Below are 17,025 nucleotides of genomic sequence, written 5' to 3'. Positions count from 1 at the left end.
GACCATGCCACCATTCGCTCGTTCTGCTGAATGTGCCGTCAAAGGATCTCACCCGCCGCTCCGTGCCCGACTCCGCTGCCGATGTCGATGCCGGGCAGGCCGGGGCCGCGCTCGTCGAGCACTACCCCCGGCTGGTCCGGCTGGCGTATCTGATCCTGCCGCCCTCGCTCGGCCGCAACCGCCGGGTGCTGACCGCCCACTCGCTCGCACAGCGGGCGCTGCCGCGCGGACGCCGGTCCGGGGCGGCCGAGTCCCTTCCGTCGCCCCGCCGGGCGGACGGCTGCGACCCGGCCTACGCCTATGTGCGGGGCCGGGTGGTCGCGGCGGCGCTGGAGGTCGCACGGCCCCGGCGGTGGAACGCCTGGCCCCGCCGCTCCCAGCTGCCGCCGCTGCTGCCCCAGGTCTGGGGGCTGCGGCTCTTCCCACGGTCCGGGGGCGCCGATGAACTCGCCCTGGACCAGCGGCTCTCCGCCCTCTCCGGACCCGCCCGCGCGGCGTACGCGCTGCGCGGGCTCGAAGGGCTCGACGACACCCGGGTACGGCGGGTGCTGGAGGCCGCCGGAGTGGCCGACCCCCGGACGGCGCTCGACCGGGCGGACGGGCCGTCGGCGCAGTACGGGCTGCTCGCGTCCGCCGCGTTCGACCCCTGCTCGCTCCAGGCCAGGCCGACCGACCTGCTGCGGCGCAGGCGCCGCGGCAGGGGCGTGCTGGCCGCGGCGGCCGCCGTTCTGGTGTGCGGGGCCCTGCTGGCGCTGCCGGACGGCGGCCTGCGCTCCGGGCCGGCCGCGGCGCCCGCGCACACCGGCAATCCGGTGTCCGAACAGGCCCTGAATCCCGCGAAGCTGACCCGGGTCGCGGGGAGCGCGTGGCACGCGTCGGCCCGTACCGACTTCTCCGTGTGGCCGGTGCGCGGCGACCGCACGGGCGACACGGCGCTGCTGCGGCGCGCGCTCGCCGTCTGGGCCCTCCCCGGCGATTCCGTACAGGTCTCGGCGACCCCGGGCACGCCCGCCGGGCCGCCGATGGGTGCGCCGCAACTGCTCTACGCGGGCACGGTGGACGACGCCGTGGTCGTGCTGTTCTACGACGGTCTGCGGGTGGTGCGGTACGCCGAGGCGAAGGACGGCGGCGGAGGCGCCGCACTGGATTTCGCGCGGGTGGACGGTGCGGACGAGGCCGCTTCGGACGCGGTGGTCGTCGGCAGGACCGACGGCAACGTCCGCTATCTGACGGCGCCCTGGGTGCACGGCGCCGGTGTGCGGGACCTGCTCGCCCCGACGGCCGGGTCGCGGCCGCTGGCCCGCTCGGCCGACGGCGTCACCGACCCGGTGCCGGGCCCCGGTGTCTCCCGCGCCTGCACCTCCTGGAACGCGCTCGCGCTGCGCGACGGCTCGGGCGCCCGACTGCTGACCGACCTGGGTGAGCTGACCCCGGCCCGGCTGCTCGCGGGTCCGCCGACCGGTCCGCACGACGCGAGGGGCGCGGCGGACCTGGCGGGCTGGGCGCACACCGCCTGTCTGCTCCCCGCGGTCCGCTCGCACGGCGTACGCGCGGTGAACTCCTGGCAGTTCGCCTCCCAGCAGCTGCCCGCGGAGGGCGGCCGGGCGGCCTGGGTCTGCACCCGCGCGGAGACCTGGCGCGGCGCCGGGGGCCTGGTGCTCGCGCAGTTCCGGGCCCCGGTGCCGGGCGACGGGCCCCGGCCGGATCCCGACACGGTGGTGGCCCGCGCGGAGAACTCACCGGCCTGCGGGAAGCGGCAGCCGCGGGTGCTCGCGGGAGTGCTGTGGAAGTCGCGCGGCGGGCAGTGGTACGTGCTGGCGGCGGGCAGTACGCAGTTCGCCTCGCTGGCCACGACGGGCGGGGTGACGGGCAGCGCGACCGGTCCGCTGCTCGCCGTGCCCGCGAAGCAGGGGGCGAAGGCGCGGCTGACCGGACGGCTGGGGGACGGGACCCGCGTCGGCGCACTGCGGTGACCGGGAGAGCGCTGCGGTAACGGGGACCGACAGCTGCGGCCTCGGCGCCCGCGCCCGGTCGAACAGCTGCGTGCAAGGGCCTGTTCCTCGGGCGTACCCGTCGGTACATTGACGCCATGTCTAATACGCAGCCCGCCCCGGTGGCTTCGGAGCACATAGCACTCAAGGCCCGCAAGGTCTCCTTCGACTGGGCGGACACCCCGCTGCACTGGGTGCCCGGTGACCCGTTCACCACGCACACCATCAATGTGCTGCATCTGCTGCTCCCGGCAGGGGAACGCTGGTTCGTGCACGTCTACAAGCAGGTACTGCCGCTGATCCGGGACGAGCGGCTGCGCGAGGACGTCATCGGGTTCATCGGCCAGGAGGCGATGCACTCACAGGCGCACGACGACGTGCTTCCCCATCTCGCGGCGCAGGGGCTCGACCCGGCCCCGTACACCGCCCAGGTCGACTGGCTCTTCGAGAAGCTGCTCGGCGACCGGACGCTGCCGCCCGGCCGGGCGAGCCGCTGGTGGCTCAGGGAGCGGGTCGCGACGATCGCCGCGATCGAGCACTACACGGCGTTCCTCGGGAACTGGGTGCTCAACGCGGAGGCCCTCGACCGGCGCGGGGCCGACCCCACCATGCTGGATCTGCTGCGGTGGCACGGCGCCGAGGAGGTCGAGCACCGGTCGGTCGCCTTCGAGGTCTTCCAGCACATCGACGGCGGGTACCGCCGCAGGGTCCGCACCTGGGCGACCGCCTTCTCCGCGCTGGTCTTCCTCTGGCAGCGCGGTGTCCGGTTCTTCATGGAGAACGATCCGCTGCTGGTGGACGGCCGGGCGACCCTGCGGGCGTACCACCGGCGCGGCAAGCAGGGGCTGCTGCCCACGACCGGGGCCATCGCCCGGTCCGTACCCGGCTACCTGAGCCGTACGTACCACCCGTCGCAGGAGGGCAGCACAGCGCAGGCCGTGGCCTACCTGGCGAACTCCCCCGCCGCGAACTCCGCCCCCTCGGACCACCCCACCGCGAACGGAGCCCACTGAGATGGGCCCTTCCCTGCCCCGCGTCCGTACGGTCGTCCTGGTCGCCGGCGCGGCCCTGCTGGCCAAGCGGGCCCTGCACCGGCGCATCTCCGCGTCCCCGCTCTGGCCACTGCCCGCGCTGGAGACCCCGGTCTCCGGCCGTGGCCGCCACCGGACGGTCAGCCGGCGGTTGTTGATCACCGAGCGCACCCCGGAGGCCGACGGCGTGGTGCGGCTCCGGCTGGAGAGCGCGTCCGGCGAGCGGCTCGACGCCTGGACACCGGGCGCCCATCTGGATCTGGTGCTGCCGTCCGGTCTGGTCCGCCAGTACTCGCTGTGCGGAGACCCGGCCGACCGGGAGGCGTACACGGTCGCCACCCGGCTGATCGAGGACGGCCGGGGCGGCTCCCGCGAGGTCCACGAACAGCTCCACGCGGGCGCGGAGATCGAGGTCCGCGGGCCCCGCAACCGCTTCCCGCTGGTCGAAGCCGCCTCGTACGTCTTCGTCGCGGGCGGCATCGGGATCACCCCGGTCCTGCCGATGCTCCGGGCGGCCGAAGCGGCGGGCGCGCGGTGGCGGCTGGTGTACTGCGGGCGTACGCGCGCCTCGATGCCGTTCCTGGCGGAGGCCGTGGAGCTGGGTGGCGGTGACGCCGGCCGTGTGACGGTGGTCCCGCAGGACGAACTGGGCCACCCGGAGCTCGATTTCGGGGCCGACCCGCCGGGGACCGTGTACTACTGCTGCGGCCCGGAAGGGCTGCTCGGAGCGGTGTCGGCGGCGCTCCCGGACGGCGGCGCGCTCCATCTGGAACGATTCGCACCGCAGACCGGTACGGCGGACTCGGCGAGCTTCGACGTCGAACTGCGCCGCTCCGGGCGGACGGTGACGGTCGCGCCCGGCGCGACGGTACTGGCCGCCGTCCGCGCGGAGGTGGCGAACGTGCCGTACTCCTGCGAGCAGGGATTCTGCGGGACCTGCCAACAGCGCGTCGTCGAAGGCGAGATAGACCACCGGGACGAGCTGCTGACGGACGCAGAGCGGGGCGACTCGATGCTGATCTGCGTGTCGCGGGCGCGGGGCGGGCGGCTGGTCCTCGACCTCTAGGGATCTCCAGGGTTTCCAGGCCTCTCCAGGGCATTCCCGGGCTTTCCGTCCGGATCGGGCCGGGCCCGCGCGGTCCGCGGAGCCTTGACACCCCGGACCGGCAGGAGGAGCATCCTCACGTCGTTGACAACGTTGTCTGACGGCGCGTCGCCCCGGAGTGGTCAACGGCGCTCCCGTTTCCGGCACGTTGGCCGTCCGTCACACACGAAGGGCAGGAACGGGTGTCAGACACGCACAACCGTCGGACGCGCACCGGGACGAGAGCGCTCAGCTCCGTCGTGGTGACCACCATGGCCGCCCTGGGGATGGCGGCCACCGCCGCCCCCTCCTCGGCCGCATCCCCGCACGGCACCGTGAAGGATCCGGTGGCGTACGTCCACCCGCTGATCGGTTCCGCCAACGCGGGCAACACCTACCCGGGCGCGGTGCAGCCCTTCGGGATGCTGGCCTGGAGCCCGCAGAACTCCAAGGGCAAGCAGGTCTCCACGCCCGCGCCCGGCGGCTATCAGTACGACGCCACGAAGATCCGCGGATTCAGCCTGACCCACCTCAACGGGGTGGGCTGCTCGGGTGCGAACGGCGACATCCCGATCATGCCGTACACGGGTGACGTCGACTCGTCGCCCAGCGCGGACACCACCGACGCCAAGTACGCCAGCACCTTCTCGCACGCCAACGAGAGTGCCTCGCCCGGCTATTACAAGGTGGGTCTGGACAGCGGCGCGTCCGCCGCGCTCACCACGACGGCACGGACCGGCTCCGGGCAGTTCGGCTTCCCCAAGGGCAAGCCCGCCAGCATGCTGTTCCGCACCTCGAACTCGGAGAGCGGCAGCACGGACGCCACCGTGAAGATCGACAAGAAGGCCCGGACCGTGACGGGCTCCGTCACCGCGGGCAACTTCTGCGGCCCGCAGAGCGCGAACAACCGGCACGACCTGTACACGCTGTACTTCACCGCGCACTTCGACAAGGCCTTCGCCAAGGTCGGCACCTGGAAGGACAGCACGGTCAGCCCCGGCTCCACCTCGGCATCCGGCGGTACGGGCTACAGCTCGTCCGGCAACGCCGTGGAGGGCAAGGGCTCGGGCGCGTACATCACCTTCGCCGACGGGACCACGAAGGCGCAGGCCAAGGTCGCCGTCTCCTACGTCAGCCCGCGGAACGCCGAGGCCAACCTCCGTGCCGAGAACGCGCCCCGCAAGAGCTTCGGCTCCGTGAAGTCGCAGGCGGCCAGGGCCTGGAACAAGGTGCTGAAGTCCGTCGAGGTGGGCGGCGGCACCGACGCCCAGCGCTCGACCTTCTACACCGCGCTCTACCACTCCATGCTGGAGCCCACGCTCACCAGCGACACCGACGGCCGCTATCTGGGCGCCGACCGCAGGACGCACCGGCTGGCCAAGGGGCAGAAGGCTCAGTACGGCACCTTCTCCGGCTGGGACCAGTACCGCGCCCAGGTGCAGCTGATGACGCTGCTCAACCCCCGGGCGGGCAGCGACTACGCGCAGTCGCTCTACAACTACGCGGGTCAGCGCGGCGGCGAGTGGGACCGCTGGCTGCTTGAGAACGGCAAGACGAGCGTCATGTCGGGCGACCCGTCCGACGCCGCGCTCGCCGGGATCTACGCGTTCGGCGGTCATGACTTCGACGTCAAGGGCGCGCTGAAGTCGCTGGTCAAGGCGGCGACCGTACCGACGGCGAACGACTCGGACAGCGCGGGCTGCAACGTCGAGTGCGTGGGCCAGCGCCCCGCGCTCGACAAGTACCTGGACCTCGGTTACGTACCGTCCGACAACTGCCACTGCTGGGGCGGCGCGGCCGAGACGCTGGAGGACGCGGCGGCCGACTACGGTCTTTCCGAGCTGTCCCGGCAGGCCGGGAAGAGCGCCGACGCGAAGAAGTTCCTGGACCGCTCGGGGAACTGGACGAACGTCTTCGACGCCAACGCCACCCCGCAGGGCGGCTACATCCGCGACCGCAAGGCGGACGGCACCTGGGCGGGCACCTTCACGCCCGGCACCGGCAGTGGCTTCGTCGAGGGCACCAGCGCCCGCTACACCTGGATGGTGTACTCGGACGTGGCGGGCCTCGCCTCCGCGATGGGCGGCGACGACACCGCGGTGAAGCGGCTCGACGCCTTCTTCCGCACGCCGGACGGCAAGTTCGACTTCTCGGCGAAGGACGACACACGCTACGACGCGACCAACGAGCCGGACATCAACACGCCCTATCTGTACGACTACCTGGGCGCCCCGTACAAGACGCAGGAGACCGTCCGCGCGGAGATGGACCAGCTGTGGACCGACGCCCCGGGCGGCATTCCCGGCAACGACGACGCCGGGACCATGTCGTCCTGGTACGTCTTCTCGGCGCTCGGCATGTACCCGCAGAACCCCAGCCGCGCCGACATGACACTGTCGGCCCCCCTGTTCCCGCACGCGGTGGTGCACACCGGGCGCGGGCGGACCATCACGGTCAACGCTCCCGCCGCGTCGGCGGACAACACCTACATCCAGGGCCTGAAGGTCAACGGCCGGACATCCGGCAAGCCCTGGGTCCCCGCCTCACTGGTCACCCGCGGCGGCACCCTCGACTACACCCTGGGCGCCAAGGCGGACACCTCGTGGGGCAGCGCGGCGGCCGACGCCCCGCCGTCCTTCCCGGGCGGCGGCGTGAAGTACTTCACCGGCGCCACCCCCGAGCAGCTGAAGATCGAGCCCGGCTCGGCCGGTGCGGACACCACGGTCAAGGTGCAGACGCTGGAGAAGAAGCCGACCACGGTGCACTGGACGGCGACGCCGCCGGCCGGTGTCACGGTGGAGCCCGCGCAGGGCGACTTCACGGTCCCGGCGGGCGGTGCGGTGAGCGCGAAGCTCTCCGTGTCGGCCGCCTCCGGTACGGCGGAGGGCCGCTACACGGTCCCGGTCACGCTGAAGTCGTCCACCGGCACGGAGCTTCCGAAGACGTCGGTCGCCGTGACCGTCGCGGCGAAGAACAGCATGCTCTGGAACCGGAACAGCACGGCCATCTCCACCGACGACGACAACCCGCAGGCCAATTTCGACGGCGAGGGATGGAGTTACTCGGGCAAGGCGCTGGCCGCCGCGGGCGCGGCGCCGGGCGGCACGGTCTCGTCCGGCGGCTTCGACTTCACCTGGCCGAAGGTGACCGCCGGTGACCCCGACAACATCGAGGTGGCCGGGGACACCCCGCAGGTGCTGAACGTCCCGGCGGCGCGGGGTGCCACGAAGCTCGGCCTGCTGGGCAGCGCGGCGGAGGGTTCGGCCAGCGGCACGGCGACGCTGACGTACACCGACGGCACCACGCAGAAGGCGGACATCGGCTTCAGCGACTGGACGCTGGGCGGCGGAGCGGACAAGCCGTCGTTCGGCAACACGGTCGCGGTCCACACCGCGTACCGCGATGTCCAGGGCGGCGGCACGGACCCGGTCGGCACGGAGGTCTTCGCGACCGCGCCGATCACGCTCCAGGCCGGCAAGCAGCTGGCGAGCGTGACGCTGCCCTCCACCACGGACGGCGGCGTACTGCACGTCTTCGCGGTGGCCACCGGCTGATCCGGATCAGCCTGCCGGGCGGGCCGCCGGGGCACGGATTCCGTGCCGCGGCGGCCCGTTCGCCGTCCCCACTCCGCCGGGCGGGACCGCGGCGACCGGTTTCCGGCAGACTGCTCCGATGAACGCCGACCTCCAACGGTTGCCGCACGAGCGAGCCATCCGCCATGTGGCGTCCCTCTCCGCCGGACCGCCTGTCGACCCCGCCCTGCGCGTGACGCTCAACTTCCACCCCGACCGCCCTGTGGGAGGCGGCCCCCTCCTCCGGGCGCTCGCCAGTGACGGCGTCTACTACTCGCAGTTCGTCACCGGCACGAGCAACGGGGGCCTCACCGCCCATCCCGGTGGTGACAGGTGGCGGTGGGAGAGCCGGATCTTCGGGGGAGTCTACGACGACGCGCATCCCCGGCAGCGGCCCGTGTACGGAGCACTGAACTACCGGCGCCACCTCATCGGCGGTGCTCCACGATTCGGCTCCGCGCATCTGCGGCTGGTACCCCGGGCACTGCCACGTATCACCTTCTGCTATCCGGACAGCGCTCTGGAACCCGCTCACTTCGGCGTCGCCGGTGCGCTCGACCTGGTCGGGCGGGCCGAGGCCGAGGGGGCGGACCCGCTCGACGACTGCGTCGAGGCGCATGTGCACGGGCCCCTCGTGCTGGGCCGGGACGTCGAGGCGCTGGTCCTCGACCCCAGCTTCCGTGGCACGGCGGTGGAGGAGGCAGCCGCGCGGCTGCCGTTCGCCGTCGAGTGGCACCCGGGCTTCCGGCTGCCGGTCGACGAACTGCGGCGGCACCCGGAGTACCGCGGCCCCGAACATGTCGCGCTGGGAGCCGAGATCGCACGGGACGGGCTGCTCACACCCCGGATCATCGGCGAGGCCGTACGCACGGGCGGCCACGATCCCCAGGCGCTCAAGCGAGTGTGGCACTGCCTCGCCCGGTTCGGGTGGGACTTCGGGCCGTGACCACCCGGGTACCCGCAGGCGGGACACCGTACCGGATCGCTGTGTGACGCAGCCGACCCCGGTACGGCCAACGCCCGGCGGCGACGCAGTCGGTACGCTGTTGCCATGACGACCGGGGTACGCCGCAGGATGGGCGTCGAAGAGCGCAGGCAGCAGCTGATCAGCGTCGCCCTCGAACTGTTCAGCCACCGCTCCCCCGACGACGTCTCCATCGACGAGATAGCCGCGGCCGCCGGCATTTCGCGGCCGCTCGTCTACCACTACTTCCCCGGCAAGCAGAGTCTGTACGAGGCGGCGCTGCGCCGCGCTGCCGACGAGCTCGCCGAGCGGTTCGTCGAGCCGCACGAAGGGCCGCTGGGGGCGCGGCTGCTGCGGGTGATGGAGCGGTTCTTCGGCTTCGTCGAGGAACACGGACCCGGCTTCTCGGCGCTGATGCGCGGCGGCCCGGCCGTGGGTTCCACCACCACCAACGCGATGATCGACGAGGTCCGCACCGCCGCGTATCTCCAGATCCTGTCCCACCTGGACGTCCAGGAGCCGCCCGTCAGGCTCCAGTTGGTCGTCAGGTCGTGGGTGTCGCTCGCCGAGTCGACCGCCCTCATCTGGCTCGACGGGCGGAGCATTCCGCGGGCCGAGCTGGAGCTGCAGCTGGTGCACGACTTCGCCGCGCTGGCCGCGGTGAGCGCCGCCTACGACACGGAGATGGCGGCGGTCGTGCGGCGGATACTGGCCGAGGAGCCCGCCGACGGGCCGTTCGGGGACCTGGTCGGCAGGCTGCTCTCGCTCGCGCCGCTGCCCGCGACGGAACTCCCCGCCCAGCGGACCGGCTGACGGTCGCCCGGGGGGGGTGGGGGCCGACGGGCTGGGGGGCTGGCTGAAGGCACCGGCTGCGGGCGCCGCCTCAGGAGGTTCCGTAGACCACCGTGACCTGCTTGAACCCCAGCGAGTGCAGCAGCCCCTGGAGCATCGCGGTGGTGTTCTTCTCCGCGCGTGCCACCAGCCCGCTGTCCTTGGCCGCCTCACCGATGTGCTGCGCCGCGAGCTTCTGCACCGCGTGCTCGTTGTTGGGGTTGTCCGAGAAGAAATCGCCGAGCCGGTCCAGCAGTCCGCGCTGCTTCGAGACGGCGTACGAGCGGTCCGGGTCGATGGCGGGCTTGGCGAGCACCGCGTGCGGCAGCCGCAGGGTGGCAGCGGTGCGGTCCTTGTTCACGGTCACGCCGCCCTTGCCGGTCCTGCCGAGGTCGACGTAGGAGCCGACCGTGCCCGCTCCGACGTACAGCATCCGGGAGCCGCGGATCGCGTCCGGCAGGAACTTGGTGTCCTTCTCCAGGTCGACGACGACCTGGAAGTTCCCCGAGGCGGCCTCGTACCGGCTCATGTCCTGGATCGACTTGAGGAGTGCGGGGCCCGACCGGTCCTGGGTCTTCTCGCCGAACACGTCACCGAGGCCCGGCAGCAGGTCGAGCCTGCTGCCGAGCAGCAGCAGCGCCAGTACCAGGACCAGGCCCACCGGCGCTTTGATCCACCAGGAGCGACGGGGGTTCCGGCGCTCCTGCTTCACCTCTGCTTCGGTCAGCGTCATGGGGTCCGGATGCCCCCGTATGCCATGAACACTCGGGCGTGGCACGGCCGTTGCTCAGCCCTTGCGGTAGGAGGCGTCCAGATCGCGGATCTCGGCGGAGAGGTGCACCGTGCTCCCGGCGGGCTTCAGATGCTGCCGGACGACGTCGAGCACCGCCTCGCTCAGCCGCGCCTTCGCCTCGTCGGTACGGCCGGCCAGCAGCGCGATCTCCACGTGCACCACGGCGTCGTCGCCCGCGCCGTCGCCCGCGACGAACCCGGCCGTCCTGACGAAGCGCGTCTTGCAGGCGGGCAGCCCGGCGGAGACCGTCTCCACGACGACCGGGTGCAGGCCGAGCGCGAAGCCCCTGCGGTCGAAGGCGTCCTCCAGGGACTCGGAGTAGTCGACGGTGATCTGCGGCATGGCGGTGTCCTCCCGGCGGGCTTCTGGTCCGGAACGGACGGCGTCCGCTCCGGTCGGCAGGGCGGAGCGGCGCGCTGCCACCGCTCAGCCTCGCACGCCGGTGCCGCGACCGGTCGGCGGGGAGCGGTCCCGCCGCTGGTCAGCCGGTATGGCGGGCCGTGGAGCCGCGTACCACCAGTTCCGGCTGGAAGACGAACTCGGTGCGCTGGACCGGGTTCCCGCCGATCTCCTCCAGGAGCGCGCCCACCGCCGCCGCGGCCATCGCCTGGACCGGCTGGCGGACCGTGGTCAGCGGCGGGCTGGTGAAGGCGATCAGCTGCGAGTCGTCGAAGCCGACCACCGAGACGTCGTCGGGGACTTCGAGGCCGCGTTCGCGGGCCGCCCGGACGACACCCAGCGCCATCATGTCGCTGCCGCAGACCACGGCGGTGCACCCCTGGTCCAACAGCGCGCCCGCCGCGGCCCGGCCGCCCTCGACGCTGAACAGGGTGTGCTGGACCAGGGCCCCGGCCTCCTCCGCGGACTGGCCCAGCCGGCCCGCCACCGCCTCGATGAACCCCTCGCGCTTGCGGCGCGAGGGCACATAGCGGGGCGGGCCGACCGCCAGACCGATCCTGCGGTGCCCGAGGTCCGAGAGATGGCGCACGGCCATGTGGACCGCCGCATGGTCGTCGGGCGAGACGAAGGGCGCGCTGATCCGTTCGTTGTAGCCGTTGATCAGGACGAACGGCACCCCGCGCTCAGTGAGACCGGCGTACCGCGCGGGGTCGGACGAGGTGTCGGCGTGCAGCCCGGAGAGGAAGACGATGCCGCCCACCCCGCGCTCCACCAGCTGCTCGACCAGTTCGTCCTCGGTGGCGCCGCCCGGCATCTGCGTACACAGGACCGGGGTGTAGCCGTGGCCCGCGAGCACCTGCTCCACCGCCTGGGCGAAGGCCGGGAAGATGGGGTTGGTCAGCTCGGGGGTCACCAGGCCGATCAGGCCCGCGCTGCGCTGGCGGAGCCGTACCGGCCGCTCGTAGCCGAGGACGTCGAGCGCCGCGAGCACCCGCTGGCGCGTGGTGTCCGCGACGCCCGGCTTACCGTTGAGCACCCGGCTCACGGTGGCCTCGCTGACGGCGGCCTGCGCGGCGATGTGCGCGAGCCGGGGAGGTGCGGTCACACCGACCACCAGACGGTGCTGTCCGCAGGCAGCTCGAACTCGGCCTGTTCCACGCTGACTTCGGCGCTGGCCAGCACCGGCCGGCCCGGCACGGGCAGCCGTACGGCGCGGCCGGTGGTGTTGACCGTGCAGCGGAAGCCGGGCCGGGCGAAGGCCAGCACTCCGCCCGGGGTGCCGGGGAGCCATTCGACGGAGTCCCCGGCGCCCAGGCCCGGCAGCTCCCGCCGTACGGAGAGCGCGGCGCGGTACAGCTCCAGGGTGGAGGCGGGGTCGCCGGTCTGCGTCTCGACGCTCAGCGCGCCCCAGTCCGCGGGCTGCGGGAGCCAGCTGCCACCGCTCCCGAAGCCGTACGAGGAGCCGTCCGCGGTCCACGGGATCGGCACCCGGCAGCCGTCGCGGAACCCGTCCTGGCCGGCCGCGCGGAAGAACGACGGGTCCTGCCTGACCTCGTCGGGCAGGTCGGTGACGTCCGGGAGGCCGAGTTCCTCGCCCTGGTAGAGGTAGGCGGAGCCGGGCAGCGCCAGCATCAGCAGCGTCGCCGCGCGGGCCCGCCGCAGGCCCAGCTCCCGGTCGCCGGGGGTGCGGATCTGCGTGCCGGCGGGCGGGTTGCCGAAGCGGGTCGTGTGCCGGGTGACGTCGTGGTTGGAGAGCACCCAGGTCGCGGGCGCGCCCACCGGACGCATCGCGGCCAGCGAGACGTCGATGACCTCGCGCAGCTCGGCCGCGTCCCAGTGGGTCGCCAGGTACTGGAAGTTGAACGCCTGGTGCAGCTCGTCGGGGCGTACGTAGTGGGCGGTGCGCTGCACGGTCGGCGTCCACGCCTCGGCGACGGCTATCCGCTCGCCCGGGTACTCGTCGAGGATCGTGCGCCAGGACCGGTAGATCTCGTGGACACCGTCCTGGTCGAAGAACGGCATGACGTCATTGCCGAGCAGCCGCAGCTGGTCGGTGCCGCCGAGGTCGGGCAGGCCGGGCGCCTTGACGAGGCCGTGGGCGACGTCGACCCGGAATCCGTCGACTCCCATGTCCAGCCAGAACCGCAGGATCGAGCGGAACTCGTCGGCGACGGCCGGGTTCTCCCAGTTCAGGTCCGGCTGCTCGGGGGCGAAGAGGTGGAGGTACCAGGCGCCGTCGGCGACCCGGGTCCAGGCGGGGCCGCCGAAGATGGACTCCCAGTCGTTGGGCGGGAGTTCGCCGTTCTCGCCCTTCCCCTCGCGGAAGTGGTAGCGGTCACGCAGCGGTGAGGCCGGGCCGTCGCCGATGGCTCGCTTGAACCACTCGTACTGGTCGGACGTGTGGTTGGGCACCACGTCCACGATGATCCGCAGGCCCAGGCCGTGGGCGTCGCGGATCAGCGCGTCGGCGTCCAGGAGCGTGCCGAACATGGGGTCGATGGCCCGGTAGTCGGCGACGTCGTACCCGGCGTCGGCCTGCGGGGACGCGTAGAACGGCGAGAGCCAGACGGCGTCGACCCCGAGGTCGCGCAGGTACGGCAGCCGGCTGCGGACACCTTCGATGTCCCCCATGCCGTCGCCGTTGCTGTCGGCGAAGCTGCGCGGATAGACCTGGTAGATCACCGCGTCCCGCCACCAGCCGGTGCGGGCGGCGGCCGACGGGGCGCCGGCGTGGTCGGCGGGGGCGGCGGAGTGCTGAGTCATGTCTTCCCTGGATGTGTCAGATGCGTCATGGGACATACGGAAGCGGGTGCGGCGCTCAGCCCTTCGTCCCGCCCGCCGTCAAGCCTGTGACCAGGTGCTTCTGCACCAGGTAGAAGATGACGGAGACGGGGATGGCGATGAGGACGGCGGTGGCCGCCATGTAGTTCCACTGGGCGTCGTGTTCGCTGACGAAGCTGGAGAGGCCCACCGCGAGGGTGTACTTGCTGTCGTCGAGCATGAACGTCGAGGCGAAGGCGACCTCGCCCCAGGCGGTCAGGCAGGTGTAGAAGCCGGCCACCGCGAGACCGGGCCTGGCGAGCGGCAGGATGAGCCGCCAGAAGGTGCCGAAGGGGCTGAGCCCGTCGACGCGCCCCGCCTCGTCGATCTCGTACGGGATGGTGTCGAAGTACCCCTTGAGCATCCAGGCGCAGTACGGCACGGCGGTGGAGCAGTACACGAGGATCAGGGCGCCGAAGGTGTCGATGAGGCCGAGGTCCGCGAGGATCACGTACATCGGCACCATCAGGACGGCGACCGGGAACATCTGGGTGACCAGCAGCAGCCACATCAGCTTCTTGTGCCCGGGGAACCTCATCCGGGAGACCGCGTAGCCGGCGGTGGCGGCCATGAACACCCCGATGACGCTGGTCGCGACGGCGATCAGGGCGGTGTTGCCGAGCCAGGTGAAGAAGCGGGTGTGCTCCAGGACGAACGAGTAGTTGGCGAACGAGATCTTGGACCAGATCCGGCCCGGGTGCAGATAGTCGCTCTTGTCGGGGCCGAGCGAGAGGAAGGCCAGCCACGCGATCGGGAAGAGCGCGATCAGGCTGGCGATGCTCAGCGCGGTGTGCGAGAGCACGGTGGCCCTGCGGCCGGGCCGGTCGCGGCGGACCGGTCGGGCGGGCCGCCGTGCGGCCGGCGGGGTTTGCTCGGCGGGTGAGGTCCCGGTGGTGAGGGTCATCGGGGTAGTCGGTGTCGACGGGGTCGTCGGGGTCGTCATCTGGGGTTCTTCCTGCCTTCGTGCCTTCTGGTTGCCGGCCGGTCTCAGCTGTTGGCCTTCTCGCTACGGGCCAGCCAGCGCCGGTAGAAGGAGGTGAAGACGATCAGGATGGAGAGCAGCAGCACGCCGTACGCGGCGGACTGGGCGTAGTCCCTGGGCTGCTGGCCGAAGCCGAGGCGGTAGGCCCAGGTGACGAGGATCTGGGCGTCCGGTGCGCCGTTGCCGAACAGCAGGAAGATGATGGCGAACTGGTTGAACGTCCAGATGATGCCGAGCAGGACGACGGTGGAGCTCACCGAACGCAGACCGGGCAGGGTGACGTTGAGGAAGCGCTGCCAGGGGCCGGCGCCGTCCATCTCGGCGGCCTCGTACAGGTCGGCGGAGATCGACTGGAGTCCGCCGAGCAGCGACACCATCATGAAGGGCACGCCGCACCAGGTGTTGACGATGATCGCGGCGAGCTGCTGGAAGTGCGGCTCCTCCAGCCAGGCGGGCTGGGGCAGATGAAGGCTGCCGAGCACCGAGTTCACGATGCCGGAGTCGCCGAGCATGATCCGCCAGGAGAAGACGGTGACGAACGTCGGGACCGCCCAGGGCAGGATCAGGAGCATCCGGTAGAAGGTCCGGCCGCGCAGCTTCTGGTTGAGCAGCAGGGCCAGGCCGAGGCCGATGCAGTAGTGCAGGGCCACACAGGCGGCGGTCCAGACGACGGTCCAGAGGAAGTGCGACCAGAAGCGGTCCCAGGCGGTCGGCCCCCAGAGGATGTCCGCGTAGTTGTGCAGACCGATGAACTTGTAGGTGGCGGCGATGTGGTTGACGCCGATGGTGCGGGCCGAGTTGAGGCTGTTCGCGTCGGTCAGGGTGAGGTAGAGGCCCTGGACCAGCGGGTAGCCGACCAGGACGCCGAGGACGACGACGACCGGGGCCGCCATCGCGTAGGCGTACCAGTGCTTCTGCCAGGACTGCTTGAAGCGCTGCGCCGGCCCACGACGCTTCGGGCCCGCGCCTGCGACGGCAACGGTCATCTTGACACCTTTTCGGGGGAGTTCGGTGGTACGCACGACGACCGGCCGCCGGGTCCGCGGTGCGCGGGCCCGGCGGCCCGCTGATCACTTGGTGAAGTCGGGGACCAGCTTGGCCATGGCCTCGTTCAGGGCCTTGACGCCGTCCTGGAGCGATTCCTTGCCGTCGGCGACCTTGGGCAGCTCGGTGTCCATCGGACCCCAGAGCGAGCTGTACTCGGGCAGCTCCGGCCGCGGCTGCGAGGCGCCGAGCACCTTCTGGAACCCGGCGATACCGGGGTCGGCCGTGACCTTGGCGGTGTAGGCGTCGGAGCGGGTCGGCAGCGTGGAGTTCCGGAGCGCGATCTGCTCCTGGCTCTTCGCCGAGGTCATGAACTTCAGGAACTTCAGCGACGCGGCCTGGTGCGCCTTGTCCGAACCCGCGTAGACGGCGAGGTTGTGGCCGCCGGTCGGGGCGCCCGCCCTGCCGGTGGAGCCGGCCGGGACGGTGGCGATGCCCAGGTTCTTCTTGTCCTTGAAGGCCGAGCCCTTGTAGAAGTTCGTGATCTCCCAGGGTCCCTGGATGATCGAGGCGACCTTGCCGTTGACGAACGCGTCCTGCTGGTGGGCGTAGGCGTCGGCGGTGGTGTCCGCCGTGTGCAGACCGGGGCCGCTGAAGAGGCCCTTCCAGGTCTGCAGGCCCTTGACCGCCGGGGCGCCCGCGATGGTGACCTTCTTGTGCGCGAGGTCGACGGTGTCGGTGCCCTCGCCGTACAGGAAGGGCTGCGCGTAGTACCCGGCGGTGCTCGCCCAGTAGCCGTCGACCTTCGCCTTCGACTTGACCGCGGCCGCGTCGCTCTTCAGCTCGCCCCAGGTGGCGGGGGCCTTGGTGATGCCGGCCCTGGCGAAGAGCGCCTTGTTGTAGACGAAGGCGAGGGTGTCGGTGACCAGCGGGACACCGTAGGTCTTGCCGTCGAACCGCGCCTGCTTCAGCAGGTTGGGCTCGAAGTGCGCCTTGTCGGTGAGGGCTTCGGTGCCGTCCAGCGGGAGGAAGTAGCCCTTCTTGGCGAAGGCGGGGGTCCAGCCGACCTCGGAGCGCAGCACGTCCGGGGCGCCCTTGGCCCCGGCGGCGGTGTCGAACTTGTTCTGCGCCTGGTCGAAGGGGACGTTGACGTAGGTGACCTTGATGCCCTTGTTGGCCGCTTCGAACTGCTTGACCAGCGCCCGGTAGGTCGGGGCCTCATTGGTGGCGTTCGAGGTGTCCCACCAGGTGATGGTGGTGGGGCCGTCCGCCTTGCCACTGCCGCTGTCGCCGCCGCAGGCCGTCGCCGCGAGCGCCAGGGCCGCAACCAGGGCGGTGGCCGCTATGCCACGTCGCATGTGAACTCCTTCGAGGGGTGCCGTTCCATCACGGCTCCGGGTCGTCGAGGAACGTAACAAGGATGAAAGAAGACCGAAAGACCTTGCGGAGATTTTCTGCAAGGAGCGGTCTTCGTTACCTCGACGTGTCCGCACGGTTGCCGTGATGACCCTTGTCAAACGGGTCATTGAGGCTCACCGGGACCCGGCGCCGGGGCATCGGCGGCCTTCGCAAGC

13 protein-coding genes are annotated in these 17,025 nt (G+C 71.7%); 6 read left to right on the top strand and 7 right to left on the bottom strand.

Going from position 1 to position 17,025, the window contains the following annotated elements; genetic code table 11:
• Positions 1-32 precede the first annotated feature (32 nt).
• The 6 genes from OG285_RS26755 (at position 33) to OG285_RS26730 (ending at position 9,455) form a co-directional block, all read left to right on the top strand.
• Positions 33-1,973, top strand: a complete 1,941-nt coding sequence (locus OG285_RS26755; protein ID WP_371792455.1) for a hypothetical protein — start codon at positions 33-35, stop codon at positions 1,971-1,973.
• Between the two features lie 116 nt (positions 1,974-2,089).
• Positions 2,090-3,004: a metal-dependent hydrolase gene (locus OG285_RS26750; RefSeq protein WP_371792454.1), complete on the top strand. Its 915-nt coding sequence runs from the start codon at positions 2,090-2,092 to the stop codon at positions 3,002-3,004.
• Between the two features lies 1 nt (position 3,005).
• Entirely contained in the window at positions 3,006-4,088 is a 1,083-nt protein-coding gene (locus OG285_RS26745) for a 2Fe-2S iron-sulfur cluster-binding protein (protein ID WP_371792453.1), read from the top strand.
• Positions 4,089-4,378: 290 nt separating this feature from the next.
• On the top strand, positions 4,379-7,660 hold the full coding sequence (locus OG285_RS26740) for a GH92 family glycosyl hydrolase (protein ID WP_371793632.1): 3,282 nt from the start codon (positions 4,379-4,381) through the stop codon (positions 7,658-7,660).
• Positions 7,661-7,778: 118 nt separating this feature from the next.
• Positions 7,779-8,624: a DUF3626 domain-containing protein gene (locus OG285_RS26735; protein ID WP_371792452.1), complete on the top strand. Its 846-nt coding sequence runs from the start codon at positions 7,779-7,781 to the stop codon at positions 8,622-8,624.
• 105 nt (positions 8,625-8,729) lie between these two features.
• Entirely contained in the window at positions 8,730-9,455 is a 726-nt protein-coding gene (locus tag OG285_RS26730) for a TetR/AcrR family transcriptional regulator (RefSeq protein ID WP_356825160.1), read from the top strand.
• Between the two features lie 70 nt (positions 9,456-9,525).
• Here the strand turns inward: OG285_RS26730 and OG285_RS26725 are convergent, their stop codons facing one another.
• The 7 genes from OG285_RS26725 to OG285_RS26695 form a co-directional block, all read right to left on the bottom strand.
• Positions 9,526-10,206 (bottom strand): DUF4230 domain-containing protein, encoded by a 681-nt coding sequence (locus tag OG285_RS26725; RefSeq protein WP_356825162.1) that lies wholly within the window; start codon positions 10,204-10,206, stop codon positions 9,526-9,528.
• Between the two features lie 54 nt (positions 10,207-10,260).
• Positions 10,261-10,608, bottom strand: coding sequence for a 5-carboxymethyl-2-hydroxymuconate Delta-isomerase (locus OG285_RS26720; RefSeq protein ID WP_356825164.1), 348 nt, complete (start codon positions 10,606-10,608; stop codon positions 10,261-10,263).
• Positions 10,609-10,747: 139 nt separating this feature from the next.
• On the bottom strand, positions 10,748-11,782 hold the full coding sequence (locus tag OG285_RS26715; RefSeq protein WP_371793631.1) for a LacI family DNA-binding transcriptional regulator: 1,035 nt from the start codon (positions 11,780-11,782) through the stop codon (positions 10,748-10,750).
• Entirely contained in the window at positions 11,767-13,428 is a 1,662-nt protein-coding gene (locus OG285_RS26710; RefSeq protein WP_371792451.1) for a glycoside hydrolase family 13 protein, read from the bottom strand. Before OG285_RS26710 ends, OG285_RS26715 begins: the two co-directional genes overlap by 16 nt.
• Before the next feature lie 55 nt (positions 13,429-13,483).
• Entirely contained in the window at positions 13,484-14,428 is a 945-nt protein-coding gene (locus OG285_RS26705; protein ID WP_356825170.1) for a carbohydrate ABC transporter permease, read from the bottom strand.
• 44 nt (positions 14,429-14,472) lie between these two features.
• Positions 14,473-15,453 (bottom strand): carbohydrate ABC transporter permease, encoded by a 981-nt coding sequence (locus OG285_RS26700; protein WP_371792450.1) that lies wholly within the window; start codon positions 15,451-15,453, stop codon positions 14,473-14,475.
• Positions 15,454-15,537: 84 nt separating this feature from the next.
• Positions 15,538-16,809: an extracellular solute-binding protein gene (locus OG285_RS26695; protein WP_371792449.1), complete on the bottom strand. Its 1,272-nt coding sequence runs from the start codon at positions 16,807-16,809 to the stop codon at positions 15,538-15,540.
• Between the last annotated feature and the right edge of the window lie 216 nt (positions 16,810-17,025).

This window comes from Streptomyces sp. NBC_01471 (assembly GCF_041438865.1).
GTDB lineage: Bacteria > Actinomycetota > Actinomycetes > Streptomycetales > Streptomycetaceae > Streptomyces.
The sequence above is the reverse complement of the archived record's forward strand: the minus strand, read 5'-3'. Positions and strand labels throughout refer to the sequence as shown.